Below are 16938 nucleotides of genomic sequence, written 5' to 3'. Positions count from 1 at the left end.
GGCTTATTATTAGGGGACTTTTCCAACAAAAAAGGTTGCAAGGATTATATGCAATCCTTGCAACCTTTAAAATTATCTTAGTAACTGTAAAACACCTTGGGGGATCTGGTTTGCTTGAGACAACATGGCTTGTCCCGCTTGAGAGAGAATTGATTGTTTTGTTTGATTCATGATTTCTTTTGCCATGTCTGAATCCCTAATTCTGGATTCAGATGCTGTTAAATTTTCTGATGTTGTCATTAGGTTATTAATAGAATGTTCTAACCGGTTTTGATAGGCACCTAACTTACTTCGTTCTTCAGAAACAATTTTGATTGCATGGTCGATAATTACCATAGAAGAGTTTGCAGAATCCTGGTCGTTAACCTGTAAAGTAAGTTCATTTTCTGTTGTTGAATCACTCCCAAGTTCAATCGGTACAGAATTATAATATACAGTTCCGATGGGACTTGAGACAGGATAGCCTTCCCATGTTGATCCTGATACAGAAGTTAATCCTAGCGCCTGACTCCTCATGTCTCGTATCTGTAGTTCTATATTTTGTCCTTCGTTAGCTCCAATTTGAAAAGTAAAAGTAGAAGAACTTGCTATAGAGCCATCACCAATTAACAGTTTCTGATTGTTAAACTCTGTTGTGTTTCCAATCTTGCTAATCTCTCTCGTTAACTGATGAATTTCATTCTGAATTTGATTTTTGTCCTCAGTCGTGTTTGTATCGTTAGCAGCTTGTACAGTAATTTCTCTCATTCTTTGAAGTATAGAGTGGACCTCATTTAGTGCACCCTCTGCTGTTTGAATAAGTGAAATTCCATCCTGAGCATTACGGGAAGCTTGGTCTAGCCCCCTAATTTGTCCTCTCATTTTTTCAGAGATAGCCAAACCCGCGGCGTCATCACCAGCTCTATTAATGCGTAAACCTGATGATAATTTTTCCATCGATTTTAACTGAGATTGATTACTTTTTGAGAGCTGATTATGTGTGTTTAATGCTGAAATATTATGTTGAATAATCATAGGTATCAAATCCTTAAATTTACTCTTATCTATATTATCGGTATTTATATCTATATTTTTAGTGAAGAACTGTAAATATTAATGGCTTGCCAGTTATGTCTTCCAACAAAGCCAATGGACGCTGAGGAAGCTATTCTTCAAATGGATATGCTAGGGCATAATTTCTTCGTCTATACAGATGCTAAAACAAATACGACAAGTGTCGTGTATAAGCGTAAGGATGGAAAATATGGCTTGATTGAGCCGACTGTATAATACGTAAACCAGCACCTTAAACGGGTGCTGGTTTTATTTTATAAAAAAGTGTTGACACCTAAACTTGGTACCGTTTACAATGTATGTAACGGGTTACATACATAACAAGTTATTTTTTTGGACCTACCTGTAACCGGTTACAGATATTTGTTTATGAGGTGGAAACAGTTGATTACAATTAAAGATGTAGCAAAAGAAGCAGAAGTCTCCGTTGCAACTGTTTCAAGAGTTTTAAACAATAATGGATATGTGAATGAAGAAACGCGTAAGAAAGTGGAAGATGCGATTAAAAAGCTAGAGTATACGCCGAATGCGGTGGCTCGTAGTTTATATAAGAAGCAATCAAGAACGATTGCTTTGATTGTTCCAAATATCACGAATCCCTTTTTCCCTGAGGTTGCTCGTGCAATTGAGGATGTGATGAGTAGCAAGGACTACACATTGATTCTTTGTAATTCGGATGATCAAGAGGAAAAAGAGAAAAAGTATTTTGATATGTTAAGACAAAAATATGTGGATGGCGTCATTATTGTGACAAGTACTTTAAAGCCGATGCATATTGTGAAAAATAAAATTCCAATTGTGGCTGTTGACCGTTTTATCGATAAAGATATTCCTTATGTGTCGGTAGACAATATGAAGGGTGCAAGGCAAGCAGTTCAGCACTTAAAGGCCATAGGGTGTCAAAGGATTGCTCATATTCGTGGTCCTGAAGATTTACCGATAGCCGAAGAAAGGTATCAGGGGTATTTAAAAGAAGTTCAACATGAAGCTTGGTTTGATGAAAATCTGGTTTTGAATGGTAATTTTAATATTAAGCTAGCAACTGAGCAAACAAAGAAGTTATTAATAGAAAACAGCGATATTGATGGGATTTTTGCTGGAAATGACTATATGGCATTAGGTGTTATTAAGGCTGCTCTTGAGTTGGACAAAAGAATTCCAGAGGACTTATCAGTCATTGGCTTTGATGGCATTAATCTTGCTAAATTAACGAACCCTGAGCTTACGACAATTGCTCAGCCGATTTATCAAATAGGCTACAAAGCAGCAGAAATTTTATTAGATTTAATCGAAGGTAAACCAATACAAGAGTATAGTCATCGATTGGATGTTACGTTGAATATCGGTCAGTCTACAAAAAGATGAGGTGGAACGTATGGAGAAACGGAAGGTAACGGTCATAGGAAGCATCAATATGGATCTTGTAACAAAGACAGAGGTTATACCTAAAGTTGGAGAAACGGTTATGGGAGAATCCTTTTTCACGATTCCTGGTGGAAAAGGAGCGAACCAAGCCGTTGCTGCAGCGAGACTGGGAGCTGAGGTAACCTTAATAGGTTGTGTTGGAAACGATATGTTTGGAAAGGATCTACTTGAACATCTTGAAAAAGAAAGCATTATTTTGAATAATGTGGAACCGGTTACACATGTGTCGACTGGGACAGCAACTATTACTTTATCTAAAGGAGACAACAGCATTATCGTTGTTTCGGGAGCAAATTTTGAGGTAACTCCTGAAATGGTAATGAAAAATGAAAGCGTTATTGCGGACAGTGATGTTGTTCTTCTACAGTTGGAAATTCCGCTAGATAGTGTAATGGAAGCTGCGAAACTAGCAAAAAAACACAATAAAACGGTGATCTTAAACCCGGCACCTATTCAGGCTTTACCAAAAGAGCTTTTAGGCTTAGTAGATTATTTGACTCCTAATGAACATGAGCAGGAATTGCTTCTTGCTGCTAATAGTCTAGCGCCTGATGAGTTAGAGGAAATCAAGTCAAAGTGTATTGTAACGAAGGGACCTGAGGGTGTGTTTATCTACGATCAGGGTGAAAGTCAAATTAAAGGATTCAAGGTAGAAGCAGTAGATACAACTGGTGCAGGAGATTCTTTTAATGGAGCATTAGCCGTTTCACTAAGTGAAGGAATTGACATAAAAGAAGCATGTAGGTTTGCAAACGCGGTTGGTGCGCTTTCTGTTACGAAGTTAGGTGCACAATCGGGGATGCCGACAAAAGAAGAAGTTGAACGTTTTTTACAGCAAAGAGAGGATGACAAAAGTTGAAGAAGCAAGGAATTCTTAATAGTCATATATCTGAAATACTTTCAAGGCTAGGTCATACAGATACGATTGTGATTGCAGATTGTGGTCTGCCAATCCCTGATGAGACAGTTCGAATTGACTTATCTCTTAAACAAGGTGATCCATCTTTTCTTAAAACTTTGAAGGTCATTCTAGAGGATATGGAGGTTGAAAAAATCACTTTAGCAGAAGAGATTTCTGAGCAGAATCCTGAAGTTGAAAAACAAACTCTAAGTTTACTAGATGAAGAGGTTAATAAAGAGTATGTATCACATGAGAAATTAAAAGAAAAGTGTAAAAGTGCAAAGGCGATTATCCGAACGGGGGAAGTAACTCCTTATGCCAATATCATTTTACATGCGGGAGTGATTTTTAAATGAGCAAAACTCCTTTAGCTCAGATGAAAGGAATTTCTAAGGCTTTCTCAGGTAACGTAGTACTTGAAGGTGTAGAGTTTGAAATTATGCCAGGTGAAGTACATGCTTTAATGGGTGAGAATGGTGCAGGAAAATCAACGCTGATGAAGATCTTAACAGGAATTTATGAGCGTGATGCAGGCACTGTTTATATGAATGGTAAGGAAGTGCATTTTAAAAATGCAAAGGAAGCTGAAAATGCAGGAATTGCCGTGATTCATCAGGAGCTAAATATTATTCCGTATTTATCCGTTACAGACAATATGTTTCTAGGAAAGGAACTTACATACAGCAAATTTGGCATTGTAAAGCATAAAGAGATGAAACAAAAAACGAAGGAATATTTAAATCGACTTGGAATTGAAATTGATCCTGATATAGAGGCAGGAGAGCTATCTGTTGGTCAACAACAAATGATCGAGATTGCTAGAGCTGTTGCGGCTAATATGGATGTTCTTATCATGGATGAACCAACAGCCGCATTAACGGATCGAGAAATCGAAGCGTTGTTTAAGGTTATTCGTTCATTAAGGGATGAAGGGGTTGGAATTGTTTATATTTCACACCGAATGGAGGAAATCTTCCAAATTTGTGACCGCATTTCTGTATTACGGGACGGTCAGTTCATTGGTGTAAAAGAAATTCCGAAAACAAACTTTGATGAAATTGTCAAAATGATGGTTGGCCGTCAATTAGGTGATCGTTTTCCAGAAAGAAAAACAACACTTGGTCCTGAGCGATTAAACATTGAAAACTTCACTTGCAAAGGAAAATTTGAAAATATTTCTTTCTCAGTTAAACAAGGAGAAATTCTTGGAGTTGCTGGCTTAATGGGAGCTGGTAGAACAGAGATTATGGAAGCAATCTTTGGCTATCGTCATAAGCAAAGTGGGAAAGTGATAATCGATGGAAAAGAAGTATCCATCAAATCAGCTTATGATGCGATTCAACAAGGAATTGGTTTTATAACAGAAGATCGAAAAAGTGAAGGTTTAGTACTTGGCTTGTCTGTTCGTGAAAATTTCTCACTAACAAATTTAGGGAGAATTTCTAAAAAAAGTGTGATTTCGTCTAAGACAGAAGAGTCATTTGTTGATGATTTAATACAAAAATTACACGTTAAAACAGCTAGTCGTGAGCTCCCAGTGAAGTCTCTGAGTGGTGGAAATCAACAGAAAATCGTGATTGGCAAATGGATTGGTATAGAGCCAAAGATCTTGATTCTGGATGAGCCAACAAGAGGTGTTGATGTTGGGGCGAAAAAAGAAATCTATCAACTGATGAATCAGCTTACAGAACAAGGGGTAGCGATCATTATGGTCTCTTCGGAACTAGCAGAAATTCTTGGAATGAGTGATCGAATTCTTGTTATCCGTGAAGGAAAGTTATCGACAACTCTTTTAAGAGAAGAAGCAGATCAAGAAAAAATTATGCAAGCAGCTACTGGGGGGAATGAATCATGAACTCAAAATCTATTACATCAAAACTGCAAAAGTTAGGACCACTTGTTGGTTTACTTATTATCACAATCATTCTTTCTATTGTGAGTCCAAATTTTATGACAGTAGATAATATTTTAAATGTTTTACGTCAAGTTTCGATTAATGCACTTATTGCTTTTGGTATGACCTTTGTCATTTTGACAGGTGGAATTGATTTATCAGTTGGTTCCATTTTAGCGTTAGCGTCAGCAGTAACAGCGAGTATGCTAGCTAGCGGCATGGATCCGATTTTAGCTATTTTAGTAGGGTTATTAGCTGGTGCGATTATGGGTGCCATCAATGGATTTATTATTACAAAAGGTAAGGTTGCACCGTTTATCGCAACTCTTGCAACAATGACGGTGTTCCGCGGATTAACTCTTGTTTATACAGATGGTCGACCAATTACAGGTTTGTCTAGCAGTGAGTTGTTCGTGTTAATGGGAAAAGGGTATGTAGGCTGGGTTCCAGTGCCGGTTATTTGGATGTTAATAACATATGCGATTTTATATTTTATCTTAAAGAAAACTACTTTTGGTCGCAGAGTTTATGCGATTGGCGGTAATGAGGAAGCAGCTATTTTATCCGGTATTCGAACCGATCGTGTAAAAATTTGGATTTACTCCATTACAGGTTTACTGTCAGCGTTAGCTGGAATTATTCTTTCATCACGATTAAATTCTGCACAACCAACAGCTGGTGCTTCATATGAGCTTGATGCAATTGCTGCGGTTGTTCTTGGAGGAACAAGTCTTTCTGGTGGTCGTGGTTGGATTTTTGGAACATTGGTTGGTGCACTGATTATCGGTGTTCTAAACAATGGTTTAAATATTATGAATGTGAGCTCCTTTTACCAACAAGTCGTTAAAGGAGGTGTTATTTTACTAGCTGTACTGCTTGATCGTAAGAAAGCTGCTTAAATTATAAACCGAAATAAGGGGGATTTTTACAATGAAAAACATGTTTAAAAGTATTTTATTTTTCGCATTTGCTATGATTTTATTAGTAGGATGTTCAACTGAAGCACCTGGCGCATCTTCAGAAAGTTCATCTGATGAGGGCGCTAGCGATGATGGTTCAGTGAAGGTTGGATTATCGATTTCTACACTAAATAACCCATTCTTTGTTACATTAAAAGAAGGTGCTGAAGAACAAGCAAAAGCTAAAGGAATTGAAATCGTTGTTGTTGACGCACAAAATGATTCAGCAAAACAAGTAAGTGATATCGAGGATTTAATCCAACAAGGTGTTGATGTATTACTAGTAAACCCAACGGACTCAGCAGCTGTATCTGCCGCAATTGAATCAGCAAACAGTGCAGATGTACCTGTTATTACGTTAGATCGAAGTGCAGAAGGTGGAGAAGTTGTTGCTCATATTGCATCTGACAACGTTGCAGGTGGAAAAATGGCTGGAGACTTCATTTTAGAACAGCTTGGTAGTGAAGGAAAAGTAGTCGAAATCGAAGGGATTCCTGGTTCATCAGCAGCACGTGAAAGAGGAGAAGGCTTCCACCAATCTGTTGATGCAGTAGATACAATTGAAGTAGCTGCAAAGCAAACAGCAGACTTTGACCGTGCGAAGGGGTTAACAGTTATGGAAAATATCCTTCAAGGAAACAAAGATATTCAAGCGGTATTCGCTCATAACGATGAAATGGCACTAGGCGCACTTCAAGCAATCGAAGCAGCAGGATTATCAGATATCGTTGTTGTAGGCTTTGACGCAACAGAAGATGCAGTAAAAGCTGTTGAAGACGGGCGCTTAGCTGCAACAGTAGCCCAAAAACCAGCACTCATCGGTCAAAAAGGAATCGACACAGCTATTCAAGTAGCGAATGGAGAAACAGTAGAAGAGTTTATTCCTGTTGAACTTGAATTAGTAAAATAACGTGAGATTGCAGGAAGAGGATCCGGATTGGGTCCTCTTTTGCGTTCGACAAACTTCGGGCGGTGCCTGTCACTTCCCGATGTCTCACTTCCCGATGTCTTTCCAACAAAATTCGGGGCGTGACAGGCACCGCTATGTAAAGATATCGTAAATCTACTTAATCATATAGAGGTAATACGTATATTCCGTTATAATGGGAGTGTTGATAGAGAAGGAGGTGAAACCCATGGAACAGGAGACAATGTTGAAAGAGATCCTCAACGCACTAAAATTACACTCAGATAAAATGGATCAAAAGTTTAAGAAAGTAGATGAAAGATTCGAGAAAATCGATGAAAGATTCGAACGAGTTGATGAAAGATTCGACAGCATTGAAGGACGATTAGATAGAATAGAGAAAAAAATGGATGGCTTTCGTGTGGAATTAACGGAAACGCAAGAAACGGTTGACTTTATTTCTGTTAAAACATTACAACATGAAAAGAAGCTACGTGAATTAAATCAATCGTAAATGACTATTGCTACTAGATCCTCGTTTTTAGCTCCTATTACTCCAACTATCAATACCATCTAGCGAATAAACTATCATAAATTATTCTAAACTTACTAAGGTTATTCTTGGTAAGTTTTTTTATGTGAAAAGAGTGCTTTTTTAATCGACAAACTTCGGGTCGTGCCTGTCACCCCCCGAAGTTCTTCCGACAAAACTCGGGAAGTGACAGGCACTCCAAAACCCCCTCCCACCCCCAACACCAAACCATGTCACCCGCCTGTTGCCCCACCACCCCAACTAGTGCTAAAATAGGGAATAGACGAAACTTTACATAAAAGCAATTTCACTCTAAACACAGAGGAGCGTATTAGATGCTTGGAATTTTGAATAAGGTGTTTGATTTTAATAAGCGTGCGTTAAATCGTTATGAGAAGATGGCTGATCAGATTGATGCGCTTAGCGGTCAGATGAGTGGTTTATCTGATGAGCAATTAAAGGCAAAAACAGAGGAGTTTAAAGGTCGTGTAGCGAACGGTGAATCGCTAGATAATCTTTTAATAGAAGCGTTTGCTGTTGTTCGTGAAGCAGCGAAGCGTGTGTTGGGGCTATACCCGTACAAGGTTCAGTTAATGGGGGGTATTTCCTTACATGAAGGAAATATTTCTGAGATGAAAACAGGGGAAGGTAAAACGTTAACTTCCACAATGCCTGTTTATTTAAATGCGCTTTCTGGTGAAGGTGTGCATGTTGTCACGGTCAATGAATACTTAGCAAGTCGTGATGCACATGAAATGGGTCAACTTTACGATTTCTTAGGCTTAACAGTAGGTCTTAACTTAAATTCTTTAGATAAAGATGAAAAGCGTGAAGCGTATGCTGCAGACATTACCTATTCTACAAATAACGAATTAGGTTTTGATTATTTACGTGATAACATGGTTCTTTATCGTGAACAAATGGTACAGCGTCCGCTTAACTTTGCCGTAATCGATGAGGTTGACTCGATCTTAGTCGATGAAGCGAGAACTCCGTTAATTATTTCGGGACAAGCGGCTAAATCTACTAAGCTTTACATTCAAGCTAATGGTTTTGTTCGTCAACTTAAACAGGAAGAAGATTTCACGTATGATGTGAAAACAAAGGCTGTTCAGTTAACAGAAGATGGTATGACAAAGGCGGAAAAAGCGTTTGGCATTGAAAATCTTTTCGATATTTCACATGTGGCATTACTTCACCACATTAACCAAGCATTAAAAGCACAGTTTGTTATGCAAAATGATGTGGACTATGTTGTGGAAGAAGGACAAGTTGTTATCGTTGACTCGTTCACAGGTCGTTTAATGAAGGGCCGCCGTTACAGTGATGGACTACACCAAGCAATTGAGGCAAAAGAAGGTCTTGAAATTCAAAATGAAAGCATGACACTTGCAACGATTACGTTCCAAAACTACTTCCGTATGTACAAGAAGCTGTCTGGTATGACAGGTACAGCGAAAACGGAAGAAGAAGAGTTTCGTAATATTTACAACATGCAGGTTGTGGCGATTCCAACGAACAAACCAATTGCTCGTGATGATCGAGCTGATTTAGTTTACCGTTCAATGGAAGGGAAATTCCGTGCCGTTGTTGAGGAAGTAAAACAACGTTATGACTTAGGTCAACCTATACTTGTTGGTACAGTTGCCGTTGAAACGTCTGAATTAATTTCTCAGCTTCTTAAGAAAAAAGGTGTTCCGCATCATGTCTTGAATGCGAAAAATCATGAAAAAGAAGCAGAAATTATTGAAAATGCCGGACAACGTGGTGCTGTCACGATCGCGACAAACATGGCTGGTCGTGGTACGGATATCAAGCTTGGCGAAGGTGTTCGTGAGGTTGGCGGGTTAGCTGTAATCGGTACTGAACGTCACGAATCTCGTCGTATTGATAACCAACTTCGTGGACGTTCTGGTCGTCAAGGAGATCCTGGTATCACTCAATTCTATCTTTCAATGGAAGATGAATTAATGCGTCGTTTTGGTTCAGAAAATATGATGAACATGATGGACCGCCTTGGTATGGACGATACGCAGCCAATTCAAAGTAAAATCGTTTCACGTGCTGTTGAATCTGCGCAAAAACGTGTTGAAGGTAATAACTTTGATGCACGTAAGCAGCTTTTACAATATGACGATGTTCTTCGTCAGCAGCGTGAAGTTATTTACAAGCAACGTTTCGAGGTTCTTGATTCTGACAACCTCCGTGAAATTGTTGAGAAAATGCTAAAATCAACGATCGAACGTGCGGTAGGCATGTACACTCCTAAAGAGGAAGTAGAAGAAGATTGGAACTTAGAAGGCATCATCGACTATATGAATGCAAACATTCTTACAGAAGATGAGCTTGCTGTTTCAGATCTTCGCCGTAAAGATCCTGAGGAAATGTCTGAGTTGATCTATAAAAAGGCACTTGCACACTACGATGCAAAAGAAGCAGACTTTGGCGAAGAACAAATGCGTGAGTTCGAAAAAGTAATCCTTCTTCGTGCAGTTGATACAAAATGGATGGATCACATCGATGCAATGGATCAGCTTCGTCAAGGTATTCATTTACGTGCTTACGGACAAAATGATCCTTTACGTGAATACCAAATGGAAGGCTTCGCTATGTTTGAAAACATGATTGCATCTATTGAAGAAGATGTTGCGAAGTACATCATGAAGGCGCAAATCCGCAACAACCTTGAGCGTCAAGAGGTTGCAAAAGGTCAAACAGCTGTACACGCGAAAGAAGGCGATGAGCCAGTTAAGAAAAAACCAACTCGTAAAGTTGTGGAAATCGGCCGTAATGATGCGTGTATTTGTGGCAGCGGAAAGAAATACAAAAACTGCTGCGGCCAATAATAACTGGCGTTTACCTATCGAAACGTATATAATAGATCATTATCAAAGAGAGAGGTGCACCCACCTCTCTCTTGTTGCGAGTGGTTTTAAAAAAGCAATCGGTGCAATCGGTGTTCGCCGAATGCCTCAAGTCTCACATCTCACCTCTCACATCAAGCACCATGAATTGTTTAAAGTGAGAGACATCATATACTTGCCAAAAATATTAAATGGAGTGAACTCAATGGAACTAGTAGAAATTCGTCAAGAGCTCGAAAAAACAGCTAAACGTTTAGCGGACTTTAGGGGGTCTCTTTGACCTCGATATAAAAGAAGCACGAATCCAACAGCTTGAAGCACAAATGACAGCACCTGATTTCTGGGATAATCAAAACGCTGCACAAGCTGTTATTAATGAAACAAATGCATTAAAAGAAATGGTGGATCAATTCCACGAACTTCACGAATCATATGAAAATCTTCAATTAACATATGAGCTTGTTAAAGAAGAAGAAGATGATGAGTTAAAAGAAGAACTAGTGACTGAAATAAAAGATTTAGTTTCTAAGCTAAATGACTTTGAACTACAATTGCTATTAAGCGAGCAACATGATAAAAACAACGCAATCCTTGAGCTTCACCCAGGCGCAGGTGGTACAGAGTCTCAGGACTGGGGCTCAATGCTACTTCGTATGTACACACGCTGGGCAGAGAAAAAAGGCTTCAAGGTTGAAACACTTGATTACTTACCTGGTGATGAAGCGGGGATTAAAAGTGTTACACTTTTAATCAAGGGACATAACGCATACGGTTATTTAAAAGCTGAAAAAGGTGTACACCGCCTTGTTCGTATTTCTCCATTCGACTCATCAGGTCGTCGTCATACTTCGTTCGTTTCTTGTGAAGTTATGCCTGAATTCAATGAAGAAATCGACATCGAAATCCGTACAGAAGATTTGAAAATTGATACGTACCGTGCAAGTGGTGCCGGTGGACAGCATATCAATACAACAGACTCAGCTGTTCGTATTACCCACACTCCAACTAACATTGTTGTAACATGTCAAACGGAACGTTCGCAAATTAAAAACCGTGAACGCGCCATGAAAATGCTTCAAGCTAAGCTTTATCAAAAGCGTATTGAAGAGCAAGAAGCAGAGCTTGCCGAAATTCGTGGTGAGCAAAAAGATATCGGTTGGGGAAGCCAAATTCGTTCTTATGTTTTCCACCCGTATTCAATGGTTAAAGATCACCGCACAAACACAGAAATCGGAAACGTTCATGCTGTAATGGACGGAGAGCTTGATCCGTTTATTGACGCGTATTTACGTTCGAAGATTCAATAATATAGTGATGAAAATCGCTCAGAGTTTGGCTGTTCCTTCTTATAAAGAGGACAGTCAGTTCTGGGCGTTTTTTCTTTATCAAATTTGTTGGTTTACATTTATTTGAATGAGTGATGCTAGATATAGCAGCAGCAAGAATGTTTAACTTTAAAAGCGACTTACTAAAAAAGACAATTAGAAAAAAATATTTTTGTAGTTTTATGAAGACCAAAACCATCAGCCGAAGCATGCGAAATGTACTTCATAAGTGTGATGAAGACTAAAATCAGCTGCCCGAGCAAGCGAAATGTACTTCATAAGTGTGATGAAGACTAAAATCAGCTGCCCGAGCAAGCGAAATGTACTTCATAAGTGTGATGAAGACTAAAATCAGCTGCCCGAGCAAGCGAAATGTACTTCATAAGTGTGATGAAGACTAAAATCAGCTGCCCGAGCAAGCGAAATGTACTTCATAAGTGTGATGAAGACTAAAATCAGCTGCCCGAGCAAGCGAAATGTACTTCATAAAGGAGATGAAGACCAAAATCAGCTGCCCGAGCAAGCCAAACGTACTTCATAAGTGGAATGAAGAACAAAACCAGCAATCTTAGCAAGCGAAATGTACTTCATAAGTGTGATGAAGACCAAAACGAGCATTCCGCGCACGCCAAATATACTTCATAAAGAAGATGAAGACCAAAACCACCGGTCCAAGCCAGTCAAATGTACCTCATACCCTCAGCAATACAAACTCGCCCTTACACAAAAAACACCACTCCCCCCATAATTTCCCCCACAATAGCAAACACTAAAAAAAATCCCCCCACAACACTTAATTTCTTTACCTCGTTACCACGTTATTTAGGTGTTATTCACAGATAAAATCACGGGTGCTATACTCATCTAGGGCAAGGATAGCATTGTTTAAAAAAGGAGGGTAACAAAGCGGTGAATATGCGAAAACGAAATGATACATATAATCCTACATTAGAAAAAATACTTGAGTACGTCTACATATTAGTTGGCTCATCGTTTGTTGCGATTGGATTCAACTTATTTTTACTACCAAACCGGGTTGCATCAGGTGGGGTGAGTGGAATTAGTACGATCCTTGATGCAACGTTTGGGTTTGAGCCGGCCTATGTTCAGTGGGCCTTCAACATACCACTATTTATTGCCGGAGTTATTTTACTAGGAAAGCAATTTGGGATCAAAACTCTCATTGGTACCATTTTTGTCCCATTAGTCGTTTACCTAACAAGAAACTGGGAGCCAGCAACAATGGATCCACTCTTAGGTTCACTTTTCGGAGGAATTTGTATAGGACTTGGTCTCGGTATTGTGTTCCGCGGTAAAGCTTCAACAGGTGGAACTGATCTAGCTGCGCAAATCATTCATAAGTACACAGGGCTGTCACTTGGTACTTGTGTGGCACTTATTGATGGTCTAATCGTTCTATCAGCTGCATTTGTTTTTGATATTGAAAGAGGACTTTATGCTTTAGTTGGTTTATATGTGACGAGCAAAACGATTGATATTGTGCAAATTGGTCTCGGGCGTTCGAAGATGACGATGATTATTACAAACAAACAGGCCGAGGTTCAGGATGCGATCCTCACCGAAATCGACCGTGGCGTTACTAGACTTGCAGCACATGGCGGGTTCACAAATAATGAGAGACCAGTCCTCATGTGTGTAGTTGATCAAACGGAATTCACAAAATTGAAACAACTGGTACGAAGTATCGATCCGCACGCATTTGTGACAGTTACAGATGCTTCTGAGGTGCTTGGTGAAGGTTTCAAAAGAGTGTAGATAGGTTATAATAATCCTTGAATTGACTCTTTTTACATAATGAAATTCGGGTGCAAGGAGGAATACCTTTGAAAACGAAATTATTCGCCTTATTATTAGGGTCTGTGTTTGTTTTATCAGCATGTGGTGGAGAAGATGCACCTGCTGATGAAGCGGCAGATACAACTGAAGGCACAACAGAAACAGCGAGCGGAGATGCAGAAGAGATTTATCAAAAAAGCTGTATCGGCTGTCATGGTCGTGAACTTGAAGGTGGAGCAGGTCCAAAGCTAACTGAAGTTGGAGCAAAATACAGTCAGGACGAAATTGCAAGCATCATCATCAACGGTCAAGGTGGTATGCCAAAGGGAATTTTAAATGAAGCAGATGCTGAAGTTGTGGCAGCTTGGTTAGCTGAAAAGAAATAAGAGTAAGGGATAGCCTAATGGTTATCCTTTTTTTAGTGGGTAGCGCACTATTTTGGTGATTTTGTCATATTTTGTAGTATACTAAATTTTAAGAAATTTTTCCCAAGGAGACAAGAATGAATATATACCATGATACCTCTTCTATAAACCCATTATTGGTAACGCTCTCTAAATTTAGATGGGTTCTTTATATTATCAGCGGCTTTATCCTTTTCACAGCTGATAAAGCCCCTTATGGTCGATTTGTCGTTGTTTTGTTAATGCTAGTGATGATTCTGCTCGGCTTAATATATAAAAATCTGATTGTTTTACTCATGCAAAGTGGACTTGTTTCTTTAGCGAGGTATCTCTTAGCGCCTGATAGTATCCCTTATATTGACTCTTATTTTTTAGTGTGGGTTTACTATTTTATCGTCGGGGCAGCCATTTCCGTTCTAGTATCAAGCTACATCCGTCAACAAAAGGTTAATGTTGAATTAGCCGCGTCCTTTTCAAGATTACTGGACTCAAGAGATCCGTACACTGCTATGCATTCAGAGAATGTTGCTTACTATGCCAAAATAATCGCAGAGGAATTAGGCTTATCCGAACAAAAAGTAAAAAGTGTTTATCTTGGTGGTTTACTGCATGATATCGGAAAAATCTCAATCCCAGAAGCCGTTCTAAATAAAAAAGAGAAGCTAACAGCAGAAGAATACAACACAATAAAAGATCATCCGAGCGTCGGGTACCATACACTAAAAAACCTATCAACCTATAAAAATACAGGCATTTTAGATATCATTTTACACCATCATGAAAGATATGACGGAAAAGGATATCCTAATGGTTTAAAAGGTGAAGAAATTCCGTATCTAGCCCGAATTGCCGCAGTTGCCGACGCATTTGATGCGATGACAACGAGCAGAGTGTACCGAGGGAAGAAAAATGTTAAAGCAGCACTAGACGAAATAAAGAAAAGCAAAGGAACACAGTTTGATCCAGCCATTGCTGATGCCTTTATTACATATGTTGAAAAAAATAAACATCACCTCATTAAAAAGAAGCACTGAAGATATTTTATCAGTGTTTTTTTCTTGTTACATTATTCCAAACTCGCCAAAAAAACCTCCTATATTACAGCGTTTCGACATCTATTAACAGACATGAAATGAAAATGTAATATAATTTAGTCTATTCTTGACGAAAATTGATGTTATAATAAATTTTGTAGTTTTAGAGACAAGGAATTACTATGTCTACTTTTTCGACAATTAACGACAAAAAGTGACATAGATTCAAAAAACAACTTTAGGTGGTTTATTATGATAGAAATGTCAGAAGTATATAAAACGTATCCAAATGGTGTGTTAGCCGTTAACGGAATCGATATAATGATCAACCAAGGTGAGTTTGTTTATGTTGTTGGACCAAGTGGTGCAGGTAAATCAACATTTATTAAAATGATGTACCGTGAGGAAAAGCCTTCAAGTGGAAAAATCATCATTAACGGAATGGATTTATCTAAGCTTAAGGAAAACAAGGTCCCTTTATTAAGACGTAATATCGGCGTCGTTTTCCAGGATTTTAAACTTTTACCGAAGCTAACAGTCTTTGAAAATGTAGCATTTGCATTAGAAGTTATTGGTGAAAACCCTAAAAATATTAAAAAGAGAGTACTAGATGTACTAGACTTAGTTCAACTGAAACACAAAGCGAGATTTTTCCCAAATGAATTATCAGGTGGGGAGCAGCAGCGTGTATCGATTGCGCGTTCCATTGTGAACAATCCGGCAGTAATGATTGCCGATGAGCCGACGGGTAACCTTGACCCTGACACATCATGGGAAATCATGCACTTGTTTGAAGAAATCAATGATCGTGGAACAACGATTGTGATGGCTACACATAACAAAGAAATCGTGAACACGTTAAAAAAGCGTGTCATCGCAATCGAGGATGGAAAGATTGTGCGTGACGAAGCAAGAGGGGAGTATGGTATTTATGACTAATTCTCTTGGCCGTCATATTCGTGAAAGCTTAAAGAGTTTAGCAAGAAATACATGGATGACATTTGCATCGATCAGTGCGGTGACTGTGACGCTGATCTTAGTCGGAACATTCCTAGTCATCATGATGAATCTTAACCATGTTGCATCTAATCTTGAAAAAGATGTTGAGATTCGTGTATTGATCGATGTAACAGCAGATGAAGCAGCGCAAAATGCTCTTAAAAGTAATATAGAAAAAATAGAACAAGTGGATACCGTTGTTTTCTCTCCTAAAGAAAAAGAGCTAGAAAATCTTGTTGAAAGCTTAGGAGAAGAAGGAAAGTCATTCCAGCTTTTTGAACAAAATAACCCGTTAAATGACGTGTTTATTGTAAAAGCAAAGGATCCAAATGATACGAGTGCTTTAGCCGAGAAGATTACGAAATTGGATAATGCCTCTAAGGTAAGATACGGTCAAGATCAAGTTGAAAAATTATTTGATGTCATTTCGATCTCTCGTAATATTGGAATTGGCTTAATCATCGGACTAATCTTTACTGCCATGTTCTTAATTTCTAATACGATTAAAATTACAATCGTTGCTCGTCGACATGAAATTGAGATTATGAGACTTGTAGGGGCAACTAACGGATTTATTCGTTGGCCATTCTTCCTTGAAGGTTTATTCCTAGGTGTTTTTGGTGCAGTGATTCCGATTATTTTAATTGGCGTTGTTTATAAATCTCTGTACACATGGGCGATTCCTAAGCTTCAAGGATCATTTGTTGAGTTATTACCGTCAAGTCCATTCCTTTTCCAAATATCAGCTCTTCTATTGTTCATCGGTGCGTTAATTGGAATTTGGGGAAGTTTAATGTCTGTTCGTAAGTTTTTAAAAGTGTAAACTAGCAATATTTTTATTGCT

At 38.7% G+C, this 16938-nt stretch carries 16 protein-coding genes and 1 pseudogene; 16 read left to right on the top strand and 1 reads right to left on the bottom strand.

Translation table 11 applies throughout. The annotated features are described in order from the left end of the window. Nucleotides 1–72: 72 nt before the first annotated feature. A complete protein-coding gene (gene hag, locus LPC09_RS22370; protein WP_231308353.1) occupies nucleotides 73–1014 on the bottom strand; it encodes a flagellin Hag in 942 nt (313 codons plus the stop codon). A gap of 108 nt (nucleotides 1015–1122) precedes the next feature. Here hag and LPC09_RS22365 point away from each other — a divergent pair. The 16 genes and pseudogenes from LPC09_RS22365 to ftsX all read left to right on the top strand — a co-directional run. Continuing rightward, nucleotides 1123–1269 (top strand): annotated as a pseudogene (locus LPC09_RS22365) (sigma 54 modulation/S30EA ribosomal C-terminal domain-containing protein); the annotation flags it as partial. 168 nt (nucleotides 1270–1437) lie between these two features. Continuing rightward, the gene (locus LPC09_RS22360; RefSeq protein WP_231308352.1) at nucleotides 1438–2418 is read left to right on the top strand and encodes a LacI family DNA-binding transcriptional regulator; all 981 of its coding nucleotides are present in this window, start codon (nucleotides 1438–1440) and stop codon (nucleotides 2416–2418) included. A 10-nt stretch (nucleotides 2419–2428) separates the two neighbouring features. Then, nucleotides 2429–3337, top strand: coding sequence for a ribokinase (rbsK, locus tag LPC09_RS22355; RefSeq protein ID WP_231308351.1), 909 nt, complete (start codon nucleotides 2429–2431; stop codon nucleotides 3335–3337). Beyond that, the gene (gene rbsD / locus LPC09_RS22350) at nucleotides 3334–3735 is read left to right on the top strand and encodes a D-ribose pyranase (protein WP_231308350.1); all 402 of its coding nucleotides are present in this window, start codon (nucleotides 3334–3336) and stop codon (nucleotides 3733–3735) included. Before rbsK ends, rbsD begins: the two co-directional genes overlap by 4 nt. Continuing rightward, nucleotides 3732–5234: a sugar ABC transporter ATP-binding protein gene (locus tag LPC09_RS22345; protein ID WP_231308349.1), complete on the top strand. Its 1503-nt coding sequence runs from the start codon at nucleotides 3732–3734 to the stop codon at nucleotides 5232–5234. The genes rbsD and LPC09_RS22345 overlap by 4 nt, the downstream gene beginning before the upstream one ends. Then, the gene (locus LPC09_RS22340) at nucleotides 5231–6172 is read left to right on the top strand and encodes an ABC transporter permease subunit (RefSeq protein WP_098797100.1); all 942 of its coding nucleotides are present in this window, start codon (nucleotides 5231–5233) and stop codon (nucleotides 6170–6172) included. The genes LPC09_RS22345 and LPC09_RS22340 overlap by 4 nt, the downstream gene beginning before the upstream one ends. A 31-nt stretch (nucleotides 6173–6203) precedes the next feature. Then, nucleotides 6204–7142 (top strand): ribose ABC transporter substrate-binding protein RbsB, encoded by a 939-nt coding sequence (gene rbsB, locus LPC09_RS22335; RefSeq protein ID WP_442920004.1) that lies wholly within the window; start codon nucleotides 6204–6206, stop codon nucleotides 7140–7142. Between the two features lie 226 nt (nucleotides 7143–7368). Then, nucleotides 7369–7653 (top strand): hypothetical protein, encoded by a 285-nt coding sequence (locus LPC09_RS22330; protein WP_098797101.1) that lies wholly within the window; start codon nucleotides 7369–7371, stop codon nucleotides 7651–7653. Between the two features lie 353 nt (nucleotides 7654–8006). After that, the gene (gene secA / locus LPC09_RS22325; RefSeq protein WP_231308347.1) at nucleotides 8007–10517 is read left to right on the top strand and encodes a preprotein translocase subunit SecA; all 2511 of its coding nucleotides are present in this window, start codon (nucleotides 8007–8009) and stop codon (nucleotides 10515–10517) included. Then, complete coding sequence (locus LPC09_RS22320) at nucleotides 10462–10815, top strand: hypothetical protein (protein ID WP_231309813.1); 354 nt, start codon at nucleotides 10462–10464, stop codon at nucleotides 10813–10815. The genes secA and LPC09_RS22320 overlap by 56 nt, the downstream gene beginning before the upstream one ends. Then, a protein-coding gene (prfB, locus tag LPC09_RS22315; protein ID WP_231309798.1) for a peptide chain release factor 2 occupies nucleotides 10741–11842 on the top strand; the annotation gives its coding sequence in 2 pieces (ribosomal slippage) (nucleotides 10741–10812 and nucleotides 10814–11842; 1101 coding nt in all). Before LPC09_RS22320 ends, prfB begins: the two co-directional genes overlap by 75 nt. A gap of 933 nt (nucleotides 11843–12775) precedes the next feature. Continuing rightward, nucleotides 12776–13636, top strand: coding sequence for a YitT family protein (locus LPC09_RS22310; RefSeq protein WP_231309797.1), 861 nt, complete (start codon nucleotides 12776–12778; stop codon nucleotides 13634–13636). A 68-nt stretch (nucleotides 13637–13704) separates the two neighbouring features. Further along, nucleotides 13705–14043 (top strand): cytochrome c551, encoded by a 339-nt coding sequence (gene cccB, locus LPC09_RS22305; protein WP_231308346.1) that lies wholly within the window; start codon nucleotides 13705–13707, stop codon nucleotides 14041–14043. A 116-nt stretch (nucleotides 14044–14159) separates the two neighbouring features. Continuing rightward, nucleotides 14160–15095, top strand: a complete 936-nt coding sequence (locus LPC09_RS22300; protein WP_231308344.1) for an HD-GYP domain-containing protein — start codon at nucleotides 14160–14162, stop codon at nucleotides 15093–15095. A 252-nt stretch (nucleotides 15096–15347) separates the two neighbouring features. Continuing rightward, on the top strand, nucleotides 15348–16034 hold the full coding sequence (gene ftsE / locus LPC09_RS22295) for a cell division ATP-binding protein FtsE (RefSeq protein WP_098797105.1): 687 nt from the start codon (nucleotides 15348–15350) through the stop codon (nucleotides 16032–16034). Continuing rightward, nucleotides 16027–16917 carry a permease-like cell division protein FtsX gene (gene ftsX, locus LPC09_RS22290; protein ID WP_231308342.1) on the top strand — a complete coding sequence of 297 codons (891 nt, stop codon included), beginning with the start codon at nucleotides 16027–16029 and terminating at the stop codon, nucleotides 16915–16917. Before ftsE ends, ftsX begins: the two co-directional genes overlap by 8 nt. Nucleotides 16918–16938 lie beyond the last annotated feature (21 nt).

Source organism: Metabacillus sp. B2-18 (genome assembly GCF_021117275.1).
GTDB lineage: Bacteria > Bacillota > Bacilli > Bacillales > Bacillaceae > Metabacillus.
Note: the sequence above shows the minus strand (reverse complement) of the source record. Positions and strands in the feature narration are given on the sequence as shown.